Below are 19880 nucleotides of genomic sequence, written 5' to 3'. Positions count from 1 at the left end.
GGCTGAACCACCGAGCGAACGCCGAGGCCCGGTGCCCCCGTCGCGGGGGCACCGGGCCTCGGTGCTGTTCTGCCGCTCCGCTGTTCTGCCGCTCCGCCGCGGTGCGGCGATACGCGCGCGGGCGGGAGCCTCACGCCTCGACGGCGCCGAGCTGCCCCATGAGCCCGAGCTGGTCGTACTGCCACCAGCCCTCGACGATCTTGCCGTCCTGACGGAACTGGTGGATGGTCGTACCGGTCATCGCGACCCGCATGCCGGTCGGCTGGATCCCCATGAAGTCGCCGTTGTGCGTCCCCACCCAGGTCCACCGCGTGCACACCCGGTCGCCCTCGGCGATCTGGTCCTGGACCGTGAACGAGAAGTCGAAGCCGCCCCGCCACATCTCCATCTCGCGGCGGGCCGCGTCCATGCCGATGGCGTCCTGCTCGTTCGCCGGATCGTGGTCGTGGTAGCCCTCCGCGAGGACCTCGTCGAGCGGTGGCAGCTCGCCCTCGGTGGCGATGAGCTCGAAGACCCGGCGGGACGTGGCCTTGTACATCTGCACGTCCCGCATGACGTCCAGATCCGTGAACGTCGGCATCTCGTCACAGAGCGCGACCATCTCCCGGAAGATGCGGTCCGTCTCCGGGAGCTGCGAGTTGGTCATCGCCACCTCGTAGGAGGGGAACTCGACGATCTCCACGAGATGGTCCGCATCGGAGCGGTCCTTGCCGATGACGCTGTGGGTGGCCGTCCGCTTGCCCTGGGTCTGCTCGACCCACTTGTCCATGAGCCGGTTCAGGTCCTCGAACCGGCTGGTCTTGCAATCGATGATCTGTACGAAAGTCATGGCGCCTCCCGGACCGGGTGGGACCCTTCCAGTCTAGGCTCGGCGCCTCCGGGGGGCGGATCACGCCGTGCGCGTCAGGTCCGAGGGACGCACCCGCTCCGCGAACGGCTCCCCCCGTCCGTACCGCGCCACCTCCTCCAGGGCGTGGTCCGCCAGCCGGTGCAGCTCGTTGCCGAGCGAGCCGGCGACGTGCGGGGTGAGCAGTACGTTCGGCAGGTCGTACAGCGGTGAACCGGGCGGGGGCAGCTCCGGATCCGTCACGTCCAGGACCGCCCGCAGACGGCCGGCGCGCAGCTGGACCAGCAGCGCCTCCTCGTCGACCAGAGAGCCGCGCGAGGTGTTGACGAGCGTGGCGCCGTCCGGCATCGCGGCCAGCTGCGCCGCCCCGATCATCCGCTCGGTGGAGGGGAGTTGGGGCGCGTGGACGGACACGATCGTGCTGCGCGCGCACAGGTCGTCGAGGTCCGTCTTCTCCGCGCCGAGCTCCGCCGCCTGCGCCGCGTCGACGTACGGGTCGTAGAGCAGTACCTCGAAGTCGAAGGGGCGCAGCAGCTCGATCACCCGGCGGCCGATCCGGGAGGCGCCGACCAGCCCGACCGTCCGGCGGTAGTTGCCCGTGGCCGCCGACTCGGCCGTCCAGGCGTGGTCGGCGCGGACCTCCCCGTACCGCCGCGCCGAGTCGAGGACCCGCTTCCCGGCGAAGAGGATGGCGGCGAGGGTGTACTCCGCAACGGGCAGGGCGTTGGCGGCCGCGGCGGAGCTGACGGCGAGGCCGCGTTCCCAGCAGGCGCCGGTGATGTGGTGCTTGACCGATCCGGCCGCGTGGACGACTGCCCGCAGTCGAGGGGCGCGGTCCAGGACGGCGGCGGTCAGGGGCGGCGCGCCCCAGCAGGTGAGCAGGATCTCGGCCTCGGCGAGGGCCGCGGCGACCCGGGGCGTCGGCGCGTCCAGGTCGTGGGCGACGAGGAGCGGGTCGGTACGGGCCAGGGCGGCGAGGCGCGCCCGGTGGGCGCCGGTCAGCAGCCGCTCGGCGACGCCGGGGCCCATGCAGAGCAGGAGCGAGGGCCGGTCGTCGGGGTGGCCGGGAGGTCGGGGCATCGGGGGGTGGGGCATCGCGGGTCGTGTGCTCCTCACTTGACGCTGCCGGCGGTCAGACCCGCCTTCCAGTGGCGCTGGAGGGAGACGAAGGCGACGACGAGCGGGACGACGGCGAGCAGGGATCCGGTGACGACGAGGGGGTAGAAGTCGGGTTCCGCGTGGGCGTTGCTGTTCCAGGCGTACAGGCCGAGGCTCAGGGGGAACAGTCTCTGGTCCGACAGCATCACCAGGGGCAGGAAGAAGTTGTTCCAGATCGCGGTGAACTGGAAGAGGAAGACCGTGACGAAGCCGGGCATGATCATGGGCAGCCCGATCGACCAGAAGGTGCGCAGTTCGCCCGCGCCGTCGATGCGGGCGGCCTCCAGGGCCTCGTCCGGTATGTACCCGGAGCTGAAGACCCGGGAGAGGTAGACCGCGAAGGGGTTCACCAGGACCGGGATCAGCACGGCCGCGTGGGTGTTGACGATCCCGACCTCGCTGGCCAGGAGGTACATCGGCAGGGCGAGCGCGGTGGTGGGGACCAGGACGCCGAGGAGGACGACACCGAAGAGCTGCTCCTTGCCCCGGAAGTCGTACTTGTCGAAGGCGTACCCGGCGGCGACGCTGATCAGCGAGCAGGCGAGGGCGCCGATTCCCGCGTAGAGGAGGCTGTTGAGGTACCAGTGGAAGTAGATGCCGTCGTTGTACGCGGCGAGCCGGGAGAGGTTGCCGCCGAGGTCGAAGCCCTCGAAGGAGAAGGCGTCGCCGGCGAGCAGACCGCCCGCGTCCTTGGTGGCCGCGGTGACCAGCCAGACGAGCGGGAAGAGCATGTAGACGACGGCGAGGACGAGCGCGCCGTTGACGGCCGTCCTGGAGAGCCAGGCGCTTCGCTGACGGGGCTTGCTCATGCCGCCTTCTCCTTCCGGCGGCCCGTGAGCCGCGTGACGCCGAAGGAGAGCAGGGCGGCGGTCAGGGCGAGGAGCACGGAGGCCGCGGCCGCGAGCCCGTAGTCGTTGCGGTCGAAGGCCGCGGTGTACGCGTACATGTTCGGCGTCCAGGTGGAGGTGACGGCGGATCCGGTGCCCTTGTTGAGGATGAGCGGTTCGGTGAACAGCTGCAGGGAGCCGATGACGGTGAAGAGGCCGACCATCACGAGCGAGGCGCGGATCAGCGGGACCTTGATGGCGAACGCGGTCCGCCAGGCGCCGGCCCCGTCGACCGTGGCCGCTTCGAGGACGGACCGGTCGATGGCCTGCAGGGCCGCGTAGAAGATCACCATGTTGTAGCCGAGCCACTCCCACAGCGCGATGTTGACGACGGAGGGCAGGGCGCCCTCGGGGGAGAAGAAGTCGAAGCCGATGTCGCCCGCCTCCATCGCCTTGATGACGGGGCTGAGTTGGGGCGTGTAGAGGTAGACCCAGATCAACGCGGCGATGATGCCGGGGACGGCGTGCGGCAGGAAGAGCGCGAGCTGGAAGAAGCGGCGGGCGCGGGCGAGCGCCGAGTCGAGCAGCAGGGCGAGGCCGAGGGCCCCGCCGAGCAGCAGCGGGATGTAGAAGAGGCAGTAGCCCAGCAGAACGCCGAAGCCCTCGCGGAAGGCCCGGTCACCCAGTGCCGCGGCGTAGTTGTCGAGTCCGGTGAAGACGGTCTCGCTGCCGCCGAAGCCCAGCCCGGACTGCTTCTCGGTGAACAGGCTGAGCCAGACCGCGTATCCGATCGGCACGACCATCACCGCGGTGAAGAGGGCGAAGAAGGGGGTCAGCAGGAACGCTGCGGCACGGGTGCGGGCGTTCACCGGGTCAGCCCTCGACCTTCAGTCCGCGCTTGGTCAGCTCGGCGACGGTCGCCTCGTGGCCGCCCTTGATGGCGTCGGCGATGGTGGGGCCGCCCTTGGTGATCTTGCCGAACCGGTCCTTGATGGCGGTGTTGGTGGTGCCGGTGGTCGGGCCCCAGGCCCAGTTCCGGCCGATGGCGGCGCCGGACTCCTCGAAGAGGGCGTAGATGTCCTGGCCGCCGTAGAAGCCGGCGTCGAAGACCTGCTTGGCGACCGGGCGCAGCGCGGTGGCGGCGGGGAAGGCGCTGGAGGTCCCGGAGGCGATGCGGGCCTTGACGCCCGCCTCGGTGGTGGACATCCACTCGGCGAACTCGACGGCCGCCGCCTTCTTGTCGCTGTCCTTGGTCACCGCGAAGGTGGAGCCGCCGAGCATGCCGCTGGCGGGCTTGCCGTCCCAGCTCGGCATGGGCGCCACGGCCCACTTGCCGCTCTGCTCGGGCAGGGTTCCCTTGAGGACGCCGGCGCCCCAGGAGGCGCCGAGGTAGCCGATGGTGGTCCCGTTCTTGAGGGAGCCGGTCCACTCGGGGCTGAAGGAGGCGTTTTTGTGGACGAGGTCGGCGTCGACCAGGCCCTGCCAGTAGGCGGTGACCTTGGAGGTGGCCGGGTCGGTGGTGTCGATCTTCCAGGTGTCGTTCTCGGCCTTGAACCACTGGGCGCCGGCCTGCCAGGCCATCGCCTCGAAGGTGGTCGGGTCGTCCGGGAAGAAGGTGCCGATACGGGCCTTGGCGTCGGCCTTCTTCACCTTCTCGGCGGCGGACCTGAAGGCGTCCCAGGTCCGGGGGACCTCGATCCCGTGCTTCTCGAACAGGTCCTTGCGGTAGAAGAAGGCCTGCGGGGCGGCGTCGAAGGGGACGGCCCAGGTCTTGCCGCCGAGCGTGGTGAGCTCCACCGCCTGCGGCAGCAGCTTCGCGCGGTCGGCCTCGGTGAACTCGCTCCCGATGTCCTGCAGGGCGCCGGAGCTGACGAACTCGGGGAGCGAGGGGTACTCGATGGAGACGAGGTCGGGGGCGTTGCCGGCCTTCACGGCGTTGGAGATCTTGGCGTAGCCGCCGGCGGTGCCGGAGGGGATCTCCTCGAACGTCACCTTGATGTCCTTGTGCGACGCGTTGAACGCGTCGACCACGTCCTTGGACCCCTTGGCCCATCCCCAGAAGGTGACGGTCACGGGCTTGCCGCCGCCCCCCTTGGATCCGGCGGCGGACGAGTCGTCACCGCCGCCGCAGGCCGTGAGGACGGCGAGGGCGGTGACGGTGCCGGCTATGGCACGGGACGTTCTGCTCCGACTGCGGCTCACGGCGCGGCTCCTGAGGACGGGCGGCTGGGACGTTGTGGCCGTGATCCTGTGACCGTCCATGACCGAAGTCAAGAGCGAAAGATTGATTGATCGAAAAAAGATCGAATCGATCAGGCGGATCCGTTCAGGAGTGGCCCCCCTGCTGAGCCCCGCAGGAGGACCGCACCCGCAGCCGCGGCAACAGGCTCAGATGACGGCGCGCGGGCTCCTCGTCCAAGGCGTCCCGCCCCTCCGTGAGGCGCTCCACCAGCAGCTCCGCGCCGTGGCGGCCGACCTGGCGCTTGGGTGGCGCCACCGCCGTCAGCGGCGTGTCGGCGAGGGCGGCGACCTCGTCGTCGTACGCGATCAGGGCCAGGTCCCCGGGCACCATGAGGCCCAGCTCCGCCAGCCGCTGCACGATCTGGATCGCGTCCACGTCGTTGTGGACCAGGGCCGCGCCCGCCCGGCCCGCGACGACCGCCTCGTGCAGCGCCCGCACCGCGCGCTCGAACCCCTCCGGGTCCTGGTCGGCCGGTACGGAGTCGATCACCGGGCCGGGGGACTCCACGCCCAGCGTGACCAGCGCGTCGGCGTACCCGGCGCGCACCGCGAGCGCCGTCGGGCTGTCCCCGCGGGCCACGAGCAGCGGGGTGCCCCGGCCGAGCCCCAGCAGGTGGCGCAGGGCGAGCAGGACGCCGTGGCCGTGGTCGGAGACCACCCGGTCGAGGCCGTCGAGCGGGGTGCCGGGGTCGGCGCGGCGCTCCAGGAGCACGGCAGGCACGGGCATCTCCGCCAGCCAGTCCCCGTACGCGAGGCGGTCCTCGGGCCCCCGCCAGCCCGGCGCGACGAGGACGCCCTCGGCGCCCGCCGCCAGCAGGCCCTCGGCGCGCGCCCGGTCCTCCTCCGGCCGGTAGTCGGAGATCCGCAGGATCAGCCGGGCGCCGGCCCGCGCCGCCGCCTCGTGCGCGCCCCGGATGACCTCGGCGAAGTAGTACGTGGCGGAGGGCGCGAGGAGGCCGAGGACCAGCCCCTCGCCGGAGCGCCCGGCGCCCGGGTCGCCCTGGCGCCCGGGCCAGGACACCTGGCCGTGCACGCGGTCGAGCAGGCCCCGCGCGGCCAGCGCCTCCACGTCCCGGCGCGCGGTGACGGGGGAGACCCCGAGCCGGTCGGCCAGGTCGGAGACGCGGGCGGTGCCGCGTTCGCGCACCAGGGCCAGCAGTCGGTCGTGTCGTTCGGCGGCACTCTCGCGCACGGTGCGCTTCCCCTCGTGGTGTGGTGGTCCGGCGGTTCGCCGTCCCCGTGGTGAGACCTTCTCACGCAGGATGATCGAACGGCGTAAGTTTCGATCATTCGCTCCGATGCCATTGACGTTCGATCGGAGCCTGTCCATGATTCCGTGCGACGCGGTGACGTGTGAGGTGGTGGCGTGCGACGGACGAGGTGGGATGCCGCCGGGGGCGGCCGGCCCGATCGTCACCCTGTCCGTCAGCACGGGGACGCCGGCACGGGGACGCCACCGTCCGGCCGTCACTCCGCCGTCGCCCAGGGAGCACCATGCCCACGCCGCCCGAGAACCGGCCGCCCGAGAACCGGCCGCCCGAGAACCGGCCGCCCGAGAACCGTGAGCTCAGCCCGTTCACCGGCCTGACCCGCGCCCACTGGGAGCGCTCGGCCGACCGGCTCCTCCTCGCCGTACGCCCCCACGCCACCCCGCGCGGCGCGCTCATCCACCTTCCCGGCCCCCGGCCCAGCTGGTCGGGAGCGCGCTCGGACGGCCTCGAAGGCCATGCCAGGACCTTCCTGCTCGCGGCCCTCCGCGTCGCCGGAGCCGGCGGCGAGGACCCCCACGGCCACCTCGCCCGGTACGCCGGAGGTCTCGCCGCCGCGACCGCGGGCGCCGGAACCGACGGCCCCGAGTCCTGGCCGCTCCTGACCGACGTCCGCCAGGCGATCGTCGAATCCGCCTCGATCGCCCTCGCACTGCGCCTGACCCGGCCCTGGCTCTGGGACACCCTCGACGACCGCACCCGCCGGCACGTCGTCGCGTGGCTGCTGCCCGCCCTCGCCCCGTCCCCCGTCGACAACAACTGGTGGCTCTTCGGCCTCACCGTCGCCGGTTTCCTCCAGGACGCCGGCATCGAGACCGACCGGGCCGCCGCCACCATCGACCGCTCCCTCGCCCGCGTCGAGGAGTGGTACCGCGGTGATGGCTGGTACAGCGACGGCGACAACCGCGCCTTCGACCACTACAACGCCTGGGCCCTGCACTTCTACCCCGTGCTGCACGCCCATCTCTCGGGGGACCGGGCACTCCTCGACCGCTACGGCCCCCGGCTGCGCGCCCACCTCGACGACTACGCCCACCTCTTCGACGCCAACGGCGCGCCGATACCCTTCGGCCGTTCCCTCACCTACCGCTTCGCGGCGGCCGCCGCCCCCTGGCTCGGCGCGCTGACGGGTCACTCCCCGCTCACGCCCGGCGCCACCCGCCGCCTCGCCTCCGGCACCCTGCGCTACTTCCTCGACCGGGGCGCGTGCGACGCCGACGGACTGCTCACCCTCGGCTGGCACGGCCCGTACCCGCCGGTCCTCCAGGGCTACTCAGGCCCCGGCTCCCCCTACTGGGCGTCCAAGGGCTTCCTCGGCCTGCTCCTGCCCGCCGGCCACCCCGCCTGGACCGACCCCGAGGAGCCCTTGCCCGCCGAACGCGCCGACACCGTCCGCGCCGTCGCCCCGGCCGGCCTGCTCGTCCACTCCACCGCCCGCGACGGACTCGTACGCCTCCACAACCACGGCAGCAACCACGTGAGCAGCCCGGCTGCCGGGGAGGACGACGCCGGCTACGCCCGCTACGCCTACTCCACCCGGACCGGCGTCACCACCGCGCCCGACCACGCCGACAACCACTTCGCCCTGGTCGTCGAGGGCCGCCTCACCCACCGCGGCCCCGCCGCCCCGCGCGGCACCGGACCCGGCTGGGCCGCCTCCCTGCACACGCCCCGGCCCGGGATCCGGATCCTCTCCGCGACCCTCGCCCACGGCCGCGCCGAGGTCCGTGCCCATCTCGTCGTCGGGGCGCCCGAGGGCACCGCCGTACGCCAGACGGGCTGGGCCACCACTCCCGACGGCCCGGTCGCACAGCTCCACCCGGCGCACGGCTATCCGCCGGCCGCCGAAGCCGTCGACCTCGCCACCGGGCCGACGCTCCAGGGCCCTCGCACCCGGACCGCCGCCCTGCACGGCGCCACCAGCGGCGCCGAGAGCCTCTTCGTCGCCCTGGCCTCCCTCACCGCCGAACCCGACCCGGCGCCCGTCACCACCCTCGCGACCGTCCGGGTCACCGGCCGGCGCACGATCGAGGTGATGTGGCACGACGGGACCACGGCCCGGCTCACCCTCGACCCGGACGCCCCCTGACCCCGCGCCCCGCGCTACTTCGGGCCGTACTTCCGGCCCGCCTTGGAGGACACCCCGCCGAGCAGACCGCGCGGCGCCAGCTTCACCACACCCATCAGCGCCTTGTAGCGCGGGTCGGGGATGGAGAGCGTCCGTCCCCGCGCCAGGTCGGCCAGCGCCGTCGCGACCAGCTTGTCCGCGTCGAGCCACATCCAGCCCGGGATGTTGTCCGTGCCCATCCCGGCCCGCTCGTGGAACTCCGTACGGACGAACCCCGGGCACAGCGCCATCATCCGCACGCCCGTCCCCGCCAGGTCCCGCGCCGCGCCCTGGGTGAACTGCACGACCCACGCCTTCGACGCCCCGTAGGTGCCGCGCGGGACGAACGCCGCCACCGACGCCACGTTGACGACGCCGCCCCGGCCCCGGTCGCGCATGGACGCCGCCGCCGCCGACGTCAGCCGGAGCACCGCCTCGCAGTGCACCGTCAGCATCTTCAGCTCATCCGCCATGGAGACTTCCAGGAACCGGCCCTTGTTGCCGAACCCGGCGTTGTTCACCAGCAGGTCGACCGGCTGTCTCGGATCCGAGAGCCGGGCCTCGACGGCCGCGATTCCCTTCTCCTCGGCCAGGTCGGCGGAGAGGACCTCCGCCTCGATCCCGTGCCGGTCGTGCAGTTCGGTCGCCTGCTCCCGCAGCCTCTTCACATCGCGGGCCACGAGCACCACGTCGTGCCCGTCCGCCGCCAGTCGCCGCGCGAAAGCGGCCCCGATCCCCGCCGTGGCGCCCGTAATCAGTGCAGTCGTCATACGCGGCACGTTAGTGCCCCCGCTCAGGGCGAGGCGCTCTCCGGTCCCGCACCACCGGCCGACCCCGGGCCCGCCGTGCCGTACTTCTCCGCGTACGTCCGGGCGAGCCCCAGCAGTCCCGACTCCATCCACTCGGCGGCGGCCAGGGTGCTCGGCAGCAGGGCGCGCTCCGTGGTCGAGGCCCGGTGCAGCAGGGAGACGGTGACGTCGTGGTCCGGCCGGTGCGCGACCGTCACCGGGTCGCCGACCGTGAACGCGCCCGGCACGATGACCCGCAGCATCGCGCCGGGACCGGCCGCCGACAGGGTGAACCGCCGCACCCAGCCCTGCTCCCCGAGGAATCCGGCGAACGTACGGCAGGGGATGCGGCTGCCGGTCACCTCCAGGACCACCTCGGGGCCGACCCGCCAGCGCTCGCCGATCAGCGCGCCGTTCACGTCGAGCCCGAGGGTGGTGAGGTTCTCGCCGAAGGAGCCGTTCGCCAGCGGCCGGCCCAGTTCGCGCTCCCACCGGTCCAGGTCCTCGCGGGCGAAGGCGTACACGGCCCGGTCGTCACCGCCGTGGAACCGCAGGTCGCACACCGCGTCCCCGGCGACCCCGCCGGCCCCCACCCCCCGGGGCCCCGGCGCCTCGACCCGGACCGGGCCCTCCACCGGCCGCTTGTCAATGCCCGTCATTCCCGTCGGCGAGTCGGTGTAGTCCACGGCTCTGGCCTGCCCGACATTCACGCTCAGCAATTTCATGGGCAAACCCTAAGCACATCTCCCCAAAGCAACTTCCCGCTATTGGCCTCGCGCCCCAAGAGCGGCTTATGCTCGAAGAATGATCGAGGCCCGTCATCTCCGTGTCCTGCGCGCCGTCGCCGCGACCGGCTCCTTCTCCGCCGCCGCGCGCGAACTGGGCTGCACCCAGCCCGCGGTGAGCCAGCAGATGAAGGCCCTGGAGTCCTCGGCCGGCACCCCGCTGCTCATCCGCACCGGCCGGGAGATGCGCCTCACCCAGGCGGGCGAAGCGCTGGTGCGCCACGCGTCCGGCATCCTCGCCGGGCTCACCGCCGCCGAGGAGGAGGTCGCCGCCATCGCCGGGCTGCGCGCCGGGCGCGTCCGCCTGGTCTCCTTCCCCAGCGGCAGCTCCACCCTCGTCCCCACCGCCCTGGCGGCCCTGCGCGCCGCCCACCCCGGCACCCGCGTCTCGCTGGTCGAGGCCGAGCCGCCGCGCTCCGTGGAGATGCTGCGCGAGGGAGACTGCGACGTGGCCCTGGCCTTCCGCTACGGCGCGGGCCCCGCCGAATGGGACGACCTGGTCGTCCGGCCGCTGCTCGCCGACCGCCTGGTCGGCCTGGTGCCGGACTCGCACCGGCTCGCGGCGGCCGAGTCCGTGGGCATCGCCGAACTGGCCGACGAACCCTGGATCGCCGGCTGCCCGCGCTGTCGCCGTCAGCTCGTGGAGGTCTGCGAGGAGGCGGGCTTCACCCCGCGCATCGACTTCGCCACCGACGACTACCCCGCCGTGGTGGGCCTGGTCGGCGCGGGACTGGGCGTGGCGGTCCTGCCGCGGCTCGCCCTGGAGTCCGTACGGCCCAAGGGGGCGCGTGCCGTGGCCGTGGAGCCGGCCGTGGAGCGGGAGATCGTGGCCCTGACGCTGCCCGACCTGGCGCAGGTGCCGGCCGTCGCGGCGACGCTGGACGAACTGGGTCGCGCCGCCACACTCGCGTGACGGCCGGGGCCGGCGGGGTACGGACCGGTCCCCGGCTCCCGTGTGTGCAGAAACGTTCCTTCAGGCGCGCCCCGCGCCTGCCGAACTGGATGCCGATGCCGCCGATGTCGCGATCAGGCGGTTGCGGGCTCGTCCCATGAGCTCTTCGCGTTCGTCCTCGGTGAGGCCGCCCCAGACGCCGTAGGGCTCCCGCACGGCGAGTGCGTGTGCCGCGCACTCGGCGCGTACCGGGCACCGCATGCAGACCTCTTTCGCCGAGTTCTCACGCGCACTCCGTGCCGCGCCGCGCTCTCCCTCGGGGTGGAAGAACAGGGAGCTGTCCACGCCGCGGCAGGCCGCGAGCAGTTGCCAGTCCCACAGATCGGCGTTGGGTCCGGGAAGGCGGGAGAAATCTGCCATTGCGCTTGTCCCCTTGAAACCGTGTCGAAACGGATTGGTGGGCGGGTTGATGGCTGCGCGGGGGCCCTTCGCCCCCCAGGGGTCTCGGGTACCCGCTCTCGCGGGTTCGATCCGACCGTACAACTACTGTCTAAGTAGATGTAAATATGACTCATTGCGAATCTAGCCACAGACACCACAAAAAGGGAAGAAAACCCGCTAAATGGGGCATAGCTTCCAGCGGAGGACGGATGACCTGCGGGACTCTGCTCCGCGCACGCGCCCTTACATAGAGTGCTGAAGGCGGCCGTCCGACCCGTAACTCTTTCGAGTGACCGTCGTTGAGAGTGCGGAGGCGGTTGAAGGAACAAGCGCTCGGGCAGATGTCCGAGGGCGTCAACCGCACAGGTGACGATACGTACCAGCCCTGGAGGCTCAAGGTGACGCGCATCAGCTGCGGAGGGCGGCCATGACATCCGTCCTCGTCTGCGACGACTCCCCGCTTGCCCGAGAGGCTCTTCGCCGCGCGGTCGCGACCGTGCCCGGCGTCGAGCGCGTGACCACCGCGGCCAACGGCGAGGAAGTACTCCGCCGCTGGGGCGCGGACCGCTCGGACCTGATTCTGATGGACGTACGCATGCCCGGTCTGGGCGGCGTGGAGACCGTCCGCCGGCTGCTGTCCGCGGACCCCGGCGCCCGCATCATCATGCTCACCGTCGCCGAGGACCTGGACGGCGTGGCGCTCGCCGTCGCCGCCGGCGCCCGTGGCTATCTGCACAAGGACGCCTCGCGCGCCGAGCTGCGGGCCACGGTCACCCAGGCCCTCGCCGACCCGACGTGGCGGCTCGCCCCGCGCCGGCTGCGCTCGGCCGAGATGGGCGCGGCGCCCACCCTCACCGCGCGCGAGATCCAGGTGCTCGAGGGCATGAGCCACGGCCGGTCCAACGCGGAGATCGGGCGCGAGCTCTTCCTCTCGGAGGACACCGTCAAGACGCACGCCCGGCGTCTGTTCAAGAAGCTGGGCGCCTCGGACCGGGCGCACGCGGTGGCCCTCGGCTTCCGGTGGGGCCTGGTCCGCTAGGACGTGTGTCGAAAGCCCTGCCCGGCCGCCCGCCGGCGCTGCTTTCGGATCGCGCTCCAGGGCCCTGAGCGGCCGGTCGCATCCCCGTCCGCCACCGGCGGACGGGGCGGCTTGTGTCAGTAACGCGCGGGATGCCGCATCCTTGAGATGTGGAGTTCCTCGGGGACGAGTCGATCGAGCGGGAGGGGAGGGCGCAGGAGATGAGTTCCGGCGCACCTGCTCATAACGCTTCGGTGCACAACTACGGACGCGGTGCCACGGATCCTCAGGCGTCAAGGCACCATGGAGCGATGCGCGACGACGAGACCGTGGGGTCACCCATGCCCGTGGGGCAGGGGGAGATCGGTGCTCTCGTCCACCGCGCCGTCGAGGGTGACCAGCGCGCGACGCACGACCTGCTGGCGCGTGTGCACCCTCTGGCCCTCCGCTATTGCCGCACCCGGCTGAACCGGCTGCCGGGTGATGCTCGCCACTTCGTCGAGGACCTCGCGCAGGAGGTCTGCGTCGCCGTCCTGATGGCGCTGCCGCGCTACAAGGACACGGGCAGGCCGTTCGAGGCCTTCGTCTTCGCCATCGCCGGTCACAAGGTCGCCGACCTGCAGCGGGCCGCGATGCGGCACCCGGGCTCGACGGCCGTGCCGTCCGACGAGATGCCGGAGCGGCCCGACGACTCGCTCGGTCCAGAGGAGCGCGCGCTGCTCAGCGACGACGCCGAATGGGCCAAGAAGCTCCTCGCCAATCTGCCGGAGAACCAGCGCGAGCTGCTCGTCCTCCGGGTGGCGGTCGGCCTGACGGCCGAGGAGACGGGCCAGATGCTGGGGATGTCGCCGGGCGCCGTACGGGTCGCCCAGCACCGCGCCCTCAGCCGGCTGCGGGCCCTGGCCGAGCAGTAAGGGTCGCCGAGGGCCGGTGGCCCTCACGTACACGTATGAACGTACAAAGCTTCCCGGTGATCTTGATCGTGGAATGAGACACCCTTGTAGGCCGTTAGCATGGACATCCGCACCGATCAAGACCATTTGGGGAAGGTGTCATGACTGTCTACGTCGACGGAGTGCCCGAGAAATTCGCGACGCTCGGGCTGACCTACGACGACGTGCTGCTGCTGCCGGGCGCGTCCGACATGGCGCCCGACCAGATCGACACCTCCTCGTACATCTCGAAGAACGTGCGGGTGAACATCCCGCTGCTCTCCGCCGCGATGGACAAGGTCACCGAGTCCCGCATGGCCATCGCCATGGCGCGGCAGGGCGGTGTGGGCGTCCTGCACCGCAACCTCTCCATCGCCGACCAGGCCAACCAGGTCGACCTCGTGAAGCGCTCCGAGTCCGGCATGGTCACCGACCCGATCACGGTCCACCCGGACGCGACGCTCGGCGAGGCCGACGCGATCTGCGCCAAGTTCCGCATCAGCGGCGTCCCGGTGACGGACCGGGCGGGCAAGCTCCTCGGCATCGTCACCAACCGCGACATGGCCTTCGAGTCGGACCGCAGCCGTCAGGTGCGCGAGGTCATGACCCCGATGCCGCTGGTCACCGGCAAGGTCGGCATCTCCGGCGTGGACGCCATGGAGCTGCTGCGCCGCCACAAGATCGAGAAGCTGCCGCTGGTCGACGACGCGGGCGTCCTCAAGGGCCTCATCACGGTCAAGGACTTCGTGAAGGCCGAGAAGTACCCGCACGCGGCCAAGGACAAGGAAGGCCGCCTGCTCGTCGGCGCGGCCGTCGGCGTCGCCGGGGACGCGTTCGAGCGCGCCCAGGCCCTGATCGAGGCCGGCGTCGACTTCATCGTCGTCGACACCGCGCACGGCCACTCCCGCCTCGTCGGCGAGATGGTCGCCAAGATCAAGTCGAACGCCTCCGTCGACGTCATCGGCGGCAACGTCGCCACCCGCGACGGCGCCCAGGCGCTGATCGACGCCGGTGTCGACGGCATCAAGGTCGGTGTCGGCCCGGGCTCCATCTGCACCACGCGCGTCGTGGCCGGTATCGGCGTCCCGCAGGTCACCGCCATCTACGAAGCCTCGCTCGCCGCCAAGGCGGCCGGCGTCCCGGTCATCGGCGACGGCGGCCTGCAGTACTCCGGCGACATCGCCAAGGCCCTGGTCGCCGGCGCCGACACGGTGATGCTCGGCTCGCTGCTCGCGGGCTGCGAGGAGTCCCCCGGCGAGCTGCTGTTCATCAACGGCAAGCAGTTCAAGTCGTACCGCGGCATGGGGTCGCTCGGCGCGATGCAGACCCGCGGCGAGCAGCGTTCCTTCTCCAAGGACCGCTACTTCCAGGAGGGCGTGGCCTCCGACGAGAAGCTCGTGCCCGAGGGCATCGAGGGCCAGGTGCCCTACCGCGGCCCGCTCTCCGCGGTCGTCCACCAGCTGGTCGGCGGCCTGCGCCAGTCGATGTTCTACGTCGGCGGCCGCACGGTGCCCGAGCTCCAGGCGAACGGCCGGTTCGTGCGGATCACCTCGGCGGGTCTCAAGGAGAGCCACCCGCACGACATCCAGATGACGGTCGAGGCGCCGAACTACAGCAGGAAGTAACCGCACGGCGGGTGAGGGGCGGTTCCGGTATGTGGCCGGAACCGCCCCTCCTGCCTGTGTCGGGGATACTGGTAGGCGCAGACGTAGAGGGAAAGGCCACACATCGTGACTGAGATCGAGATCGGGCGCGGCAAGCGCGGCCGCAGGGCGTACGCGTTCGACGACATCGCCGTCGTCCCGAGCCGGCGCACCCGGGACCCGAAGGAGGTCTCGATCGCCTGGCAGATCGACGCCTACCGCTTCGAGCTCCCCTTCCTGGCCGCCCCCATGGACTCGGTCGTCTCGCCGCAGACCGCCATCCGCATCGGCGAGCTGGGCGGCCTGGGCGTGCTGAACCTCGAGGGTCTGTGGACCCGGTACGAGGACCCGCAGCCGCTGCTCGACGAGATCGCCGAGCTGGACGAGGCGACCGCGACCCGCCGTCTGCAGGAGATCTACGCCGCCCCGATCAAGGAGGAGCTGATCGGGCAGCGGATCAAGGAGGTGCGCGACTCGGGTGTGGTCACCGCCGCCGCGCTCTCCCCGCAGCGCACCGCGCAGTTCTCCAAGGCCGTCGTCGACGCCGGGGTGGACATCTTCGTCATCCGCGGCACGACGGTCTCCGCCGAGCACGTCTCGGGCGCGGCCGAGCCGCTGAACCTCAAGCAGTTCATCTACGAGCTCGACGTCCCGGTCATCGTCGGCGGCTGCGCCACGTACACCGCGGCCCTGCACCTGATGCGCACCGGCGCGGCGGGTGTCCTCGTCGGCTTCGGCGGCGGCGCGGCGCACACCACGCGCAACGTCCTCGGCATCCAGGTCCCGATGGCGACCGCGGTCGCCGACGTGGCCGCGGCGCGCCGTGACTACATGGACGAGTCCGGCGGCCGTTACGTCCACGTCATCGCCGACGGCGGCGTGGGCTGGTCGGGCGACCTGCCGAAGGCGATCGCCTGCGGCGCCGACTCGGTGATGATCGGGTCCCCGCTGGCCCGCGCCACGGACGCGCCCGGCAAGGGTCACCACTGGGGCATGGAGGCCGTCCACGAGGACGTGCCGCGCGGCAAGCTGGTCGACCTGGGCATCGTCGGCACCACCGAGGAGATCCTCGCGGGTCCGTCGCACATCCCGGACGGCTCGATGAACTTCTTCGGCGCCCTGCGCCGTGCCATGGCCACCACCGGCTACAGCGAGCTCAAGGAGTTCCAGCGCGTCGAGGTCACGGTCGCGGACGCGCAGCACAAGCGCTGACCGGCGTGTAAGCCGTACACGCGCCTATTTTCGCGCGGCACGCGGACGGGCGCCGACGACGGCGTTCGGCAAATGACGGGCAGGGGCCCCGCACCGGATGGTGCGGGGCCCCTGCCCGTCTGCGGGGTGGCCTGTGTGGAGGGCCGTCAGAGACGGTGGGCGGCGCCCGCCGGTGTGGCGCCGCGGGTGTCCAGGAGGAGCTGGGCCTTCACCGCCAGGCCCTGGAGGTCGTAGGTGCGGTGGTGCTGGAGGAGGACCGTCAGATCGGCGTGGGCGGCCGCCTCGTAGAGGGAGTCGGCGCGCGGGACGGGCACTTCACGAACGCGCCAGTCCGGCACGTGGGGGTCGTGGTAGCTCACCACGGCTCCCAGATCCATCAGCCGGCGCGCGATCTCGTCGGCGGGGGAGCCCTCGCGGTCGGCGAGATCGGGTTTGTACGTGATGCCCAGCAGAAGCACCCGGGCTCCGCGCGCCGACTTGCCGTGCTCGTTCAGCAGGGTGGCGCAGCGCTGGATGACGTACTGCGGCATGCGTTCGTTGACCTGGCCCGCCAGTTCCACCAGACGCAGCGGGCGGTGGGTCCCCACCGTGTCGACGGGGACGCCGTGGCCGCCCACGCCGGGGCCCGGGCGGAAAGCCTGGAAGCCGAAGGGCTTGGTCTCGGCGCAGCGGATGACGTCCCAGAGGTCGACCCCGAGCTCGTGGCAGAGGACCGCCATCTCGTTGACGAGGGCGATGTTGACGTGTCGGAAGTTGGTCTCCAGGAGCTTGACCGTCTCGGCCTCGCGCGGTCCCCGCGCGCGTACGACCTTGTCCGTGAGCCGGCCGTAGAAGGCGGCGGCGGACTCCGTGCAGGCGGGGGTGAGGCCGCCGATGACCTTGGGGGTCGCGGTGAAGCCGTGGGTGCGGCTGCCGGGGTCGAGGCGGCCGGGGGAGTAGGCGAGGTGGAAGTCGCGGCCCGCGCGCAGACCCGAGCCCTCTTCGAGGAGCTCGCGCAGCAGGCCCTCGGTGGTGCCCGGGGGGACCGGCGACTCGAGCAGGACGGTGGTGTGCGGGCGCAGCCTCCCGGACAGGGCCCGTGCCGCGTCGGCGACCGTGGCCAGGTCGAGGGCCCGGTCGGGGCCGAGGGGGGTCGGGGCGCAGATGACGGCCGTACGGACCCGGCCGAGTTCGGCGGGGTTGGTGGTGGGCCGGAAGCCCCCCGAGAGCATCCGGCGGATCTCCGACGCGGAGAGCGAGCCGTCGACGGGCGGACGGCCCGCGGCGAGTTCGGCGACCGGGCGGGGATCGGTGTCGTAGCCGATGGTGTCGACGCCGGCGGCGACGGCGGCCTGGGCGAGGGGGAGTCCGTGGTGGCCGAGGCCGATGACGGCGAGATCAGCGGGCATGAAGGTGGGCCGTCCTTCCCAGTAGCCGGAGGGGACGAGATGCGCAAGCCCTGTGGACAGAACGGGGCGAGTGCAATGTCAGACTAGGCGTAAATATGACCGATATGTGGCATTGGGTGGCCGAAGGTCGCCGAGTGTTATCCACAGGCGGTGGCTGAAGTCGGAGGGCGGGGACAGAATCGAGTCTGTGAGCCCGACCACTCGGGGGGACGACGGGAGGCAGCGGTGAGGACAGCGGCACTGGGGCCCGCCGAGCGCGCGGAAGCGCTCGCGGCGATGGCCGAGCGTGAACTGGACGTACTGGTCGTGGGCGCCGGTGTCGTCGGCGCCGGCACCGCCCTCGACGCGGTCACGAGAGGACTCTCGACCGGCATCGTGGAGGCGCGCGACTGGGCGTCCGGCACCTCCAGCCGGTCGAGCAAGCTGATCCACGGCGGCCTGCGGTATCTGGAGATGCTCGACTTCGCGCTGGTCCGGGAGGCGCTCAAGGAGCGCGGGCTGCTCCTGGAGCGGATCGCCCCGCACCTGGTCAAGCCCGTTCCCTTCCTCTATCCCTTGCGGCACAAGGGCTGGGAGCGGTTCTACGCCGGCTCGGGCGTCGCGCTGTACGACGCCATGTCGGTCTCCTCGGGTCACGGCCGCGGCCTTCCCGTCCACCGGCACCTCTCCCGCCGCCACGCCCTGCGTGTGGCGCCTTGTCTGAAGAAGGACGCCCTGGTCGGCGCGTTGCAGTACTACGACGCCCAGATGGACGACGCCCGCTTCGTGGCCGCCCTGGTGCGGACCGCCGCGAGCTACGGCGCGCAGGCCGCCAGCCGGGCGCGGGTGATCGGCTTCCTGCGCGAGGGCGAGCGCGTGGTCGGCGCCCGGGTCAAGGACGTCGAAGGCGGCGGTGAGTACGAGATCCGCGCCAAGCAGATCGTGAACGCCACCGGGGTGTGGACGGACGACACCCAGGCGCTCATCGGGGAGCGGGGCCAGTTCCATGTGCGGGCGTCGAAGGGCATCCATCTGGTGGTGCCCAAGGACCGGATCCACTCGACCAGCGGACTGATCCTGCGGACCGAGAAGTCGGTCCTGTTCGTCATCCCCTGGGGACGGCACTGGATCGTGGGCACCACGGACACCGACTGGGACCTCGACAAGGCCCACCCGGCAGCCTCCAGCGCCGATATCGACTACCTCCTCGAACACGTCAACAGCGTCCTCGCGGTCCCGCTCGGCCGGGACGACGTCCAGGGCGTGTACGCCGGGCTGCGCCCGCTGCTCGCGGGGGAGTCGGACGCCACGAGCAAGCTCTCCCGGGAGCACACCGTCGCCCATCCGGTGCCGGGCCTGGTCGTCGTGGCCGGCGGCAAGTACACCACCTACCGGGTGATGGCCAAGGACGCCGTGGACGAAGCCGTGCACGCGCTCGACCAGCGGGTCGCCGCGTGCGTCACCGAGGACATCCCCCTCCTCGGCGCCGAGGGCTACAAGGCGCTGTGGAACGCACGGGCCAGGATCGCGGCGCGGACCGGGCTCCACGTGGTGCGGGTCGAGCATCTGCTCAACCGCTACGGCTCCCTGACGGAAGAGGTCCTGGAGCTGATCGCCGCCGACCCCAGCCTCGGAGAGCCGCTGGCGGCCGCCGACGACTATCTGCGGGCCGAGATCGTGTACGCCGCCTCGCACGAGGGGGCCCGGCATCTGGACGACGTCCTCACCCGGCGCACCCGCATCTCGATCGAGACCTTCGACCGGGGGACCCTCAGTGCCCGTGAGTGCGCGGAGCTGATGGCGCCGGTCCTCGGCTGGGACGCCCGCCAGATCGAGAAGGAGGTGGCGCACTACGAGAAGCGGGTGGAGGCGGAGCGCGAGTCGCAGCGGCAGCCGGACGACCTGACGGCGGACGCGGCGCGGCTCGGCGCGCCGGACATCGTCCCGATCTGAGTCGCCGTCCGGAGCCTGACCGGGGCCCGGTCCGAGTCCCGCATGTGAGTCCCGGTCCGGCGTCCGGTCGAGTCCTGGTCGAGTCCCGGTCGGGAGCGCGTCCGGGGTCCGGACCGGGGTGCGATCTGACGGAACGTCCGAAGGGGGAGTGAACACGGCGCGCGCTCTGGTCTGTTGGGGCGTCCACGCGCGATCCTGTCCACAGGTCCGGGGAACCTCGGAGGGGCGGCGGGGCGTCGGGTGGCATGGTGGGAGTGCCGCCCCCCGGGGCGGCCCTCTCGGACTGCGGACCCCGGAGCAGCATGGGTCCCGGCGTGAGAGACAATGGGCTCTCTTCCAGGGCGGGTTACCGCATCGCGCGGGAAGCGGCAGGCGCGGGCGAAGATCAGGGATCGCAGAGG

At 71.9% G+C, this 19880-nt stretch carries 17 protein-coding genes; 7 read left to right on the top strand and 10 right to left on the bottom strand.

From position 1 onward, the window contains the following. Window positions 1-130: 130 nt before the first annotated feature. The 6 genes from ACZ68P_RS15860 to ACZ68P_RS15835 all read right to left on the bottom strand — a co-directional run bounded on the left by ACZ68P_RS15860 (window position 131) and on the right by ACZ68P_RS15835 (window position 6265). Window positions 131-829 carry an ester cyclase gene (locus ACZ68P_RS15860; protein WP_471006432.1) on the bottom strand — a complete coding sequence of 233 codons (699 nt, stop codon included), beginning with the start codon at window positions 827-829 and terminating at the stop codon, window positions 131-133. A gap of 60 nt (window positions 830-889) precedes the next feature. After that, entirely contained in the window at window positions 890-1942 is a 1053-nt protein-coding gene (locus ACZ68P_RS15855; RefSeq protein WP_471006431.1) for a hydroxyacid dehydrogenase, read from the bottom strand. A 17-nt stretch (window positions 1943-1959) separates the two neighbouring features. Beyond that, entirely contained in the window at window positions 1960-2814 is an 855-nt protein-coding gene (locus ACZ68P_RS15850; protein ID WP_471006430.1) for a carbohydrate ABC transporter permease, read from the bottom strand. Next, complete coding sequence (locus ACZ68P_RS15845; protein WP_471006429.1) at window positions 2811-3701, bottom strand: carbohydrate ABC transporter permease; 891 nt, start codon at window positions 3699-3701, stop codon at window positions 2811-2813. The genes ACZ68P_RS15850 and ACZ68P_RS15845 overlap by 4 nt, the downstream gene beginning before the upstream one ends. Before the next feature lie 4 nt (window positions 3702-3705). After that, window positions 3706-5034 (bottom strand): ABC transporter substrate-binding protein, encoded by a 1329-nt coding sequence (locus tag ACZ68P_RS15840; protein ID WP_471006428.1) that lies wholly within the window; start codon window positions 5032-5034, stop codon window positions 3706-3708. 124 nt (window positions 5035-5158) lie between these two features. Then, window positions 5159-6265 (bottom strand): substrate-binding domain-containing protein, encoded by a 1107-nt coding sequence (locus ACZ68P_RS15835; protein WP_471006426.1) that lies wholly within the window; start codon window positions 6263-6265, stop codon window positions 5159-5161. A gap of 302 nt (window positions 6266-6567) precedes the next feature. On the opposite strand from ACZ68P_RS15835, the gene ACZ68P_RS15830 reads away from it, so the two are divergent. Beyond that, a complete protein-coding gene (locus ACZ68P_RS15830) occupies window positions 6568-8430 on the top strand; it encodes a DUF2264 domain-containing protein (protein ID WP_471006424.1) in 1863 nt (620 codons plus the stop codon). 14 nt (window positions 8431-8444) lie between these two features. Here ACZ68P_RS15830 and ACZ68P_RS15825 read toward each other — a convergent pair whose 3' ends face one another. Together ACZ68P_RS15825 and ACZ68P_RS15820 are read right to left on the bottom strand one after the other, a co-directional pair. Then, entirely contained in the window at window positions 8445-9218 is a 774-nt protein-coding gene (locus ACZ68P_RS15825) for an SDR family NAD(P)-dependent oxidoreductase (RefSeq protein WP_365718571.1), read from the bottom strand. 23 nt (window positions 9219-9241) lie between these two features. Then, window positions 9242-9961, bottom strand: coding sequence for an MOSC domain-containing protein (locus tag ACZ68P_RS15820; protein WP_471006423.1), 720 nt, complete (start codon window positions 9959-9961; stop codon window positions 9242-9244). Window positions 9962-10040: 79 nt separating this feature from the next. Between ACZ68P_RS15820 and ACZ68P_RS15815 the strand changes: the two genes are divergently transcribed. Continuing rightward, entirely contained in the window at window positions 10041-10934 is an 894-nt protein-coding gene (locus ACZ68P_RS15815) for a LysR family transcriptional regulator (protein WP_471006420.1), read from the top strand. Window positions 10935-10994: 60 nt separating this feature from the next. Here the strand turns inward: ACZ68P_RS15815 and ACZ68P_RS15810 are convergent, their stop codons facing one another. Continuing rightward, complete coding sequence (locus ACZ68P_RS15810; protein WP_471006418.1) at window positions 10995-11333, bottom strand: WhiB family transcriptional regulator; 339 nt, start codon at window positions 11331-11333, stop codon at window positions 10995-10997. A 448-nt stretch (window positions 11334-11781) separates the two neighbouring features. Here ACZ68P_RS15810 and ACZ68P_RS15805 point away from each other — a divergent pair, with 448 nt between their 5' ends. The 4 genes from ACZ68P_RS15805 (at window position 11782) to ACZ68P_RS15790 (ending at window position 16159) form a co-directional block, all read left to right on the top strand. Then, a complete protein-coding gene (locus ACZ68P_RS15805; RefSeq protein WP_003948568.1) occupies window positions 11782-12393 on the top strand; it encodes a response regulator transcription factor in 612 nt (203 codons plus the stop codon). Window positions 12394-12683: 290 nt separating this feature from the next. After that, complete coding sequence (locus tag ACZ68P_RS15800; protein ID WP_365718579.1) at window positions 12684-13286, top strand: sigma-70 family RNA polymerase sigma factor; 603 nt, start codon at window positions 12684-12686, stop codon at window positions 13284-13286. A 140-nt stretch (window positions 13287-13426) separates the two neighbouring features. Beyond that, window positions 13427-14929, top strand: a complete 1503-nt coding sequence (gene guaB / locus ACZ68P_RS15795; RefSeq protein WP_471006416.1) for an IMP dehydrogenase — start codon at window positions 13427-13429, stop codon at window positions 14927-14929. 105 nt (window positions 14930-15034) lie between these two features. Next, entirely contained in the window at window positions 15035-16159 is a 1125-nt protein-coding gene (locus ACZ68P_RS15790) for a GuaB3 family IMP dehydrogenase-related protein (protein WP_030211425.1), read from the top strand. A gap of 146 nt (window positions 16160-16305) precedes the next feature. Here ACZ68P_RS15790 and ACZ68P_RS15785 read toward each other — a convergent pair whose 3' ends face one another. Then, window positions 16306-17547 (bottom strand): nucleotide sugar dehydrogenase, encoded by a 1242-nt coding sequence (locus ACZ68P_RS15785; RefSeq protein WP_471006414.1) that lies wholly within the window; start codon window positions 17545-17547, stop codon window positions 16306-16308. Window positions 17548-17772: 225 nt separating this feature from the next. Between ACZ68P_RS15785 and ACZ68P_RS15780 the strand changes: the two genes are divergently transcribed. Beyond that, window positions 17773-19479, top strand: a complete 1707-nt coding sequence (locus ACZ68P_RS15780; RefSeq protein ID WP_471006413.1) for a glycerol-3-phosphate dehydrogenase/oxidase — start codon at window positions 17773-17775, stop codon at window positions 19477-19479. The last annotated feature ends 401 nt before the right edge of the window (window positions 19480-19880 follow it).

It is taken from the genome of Streptomyces sp. NPDC036822 (assembly GCF_055609145.1).
This window is presented reverse-complemented; position numbering and strand designations above follow the sequence as displayed.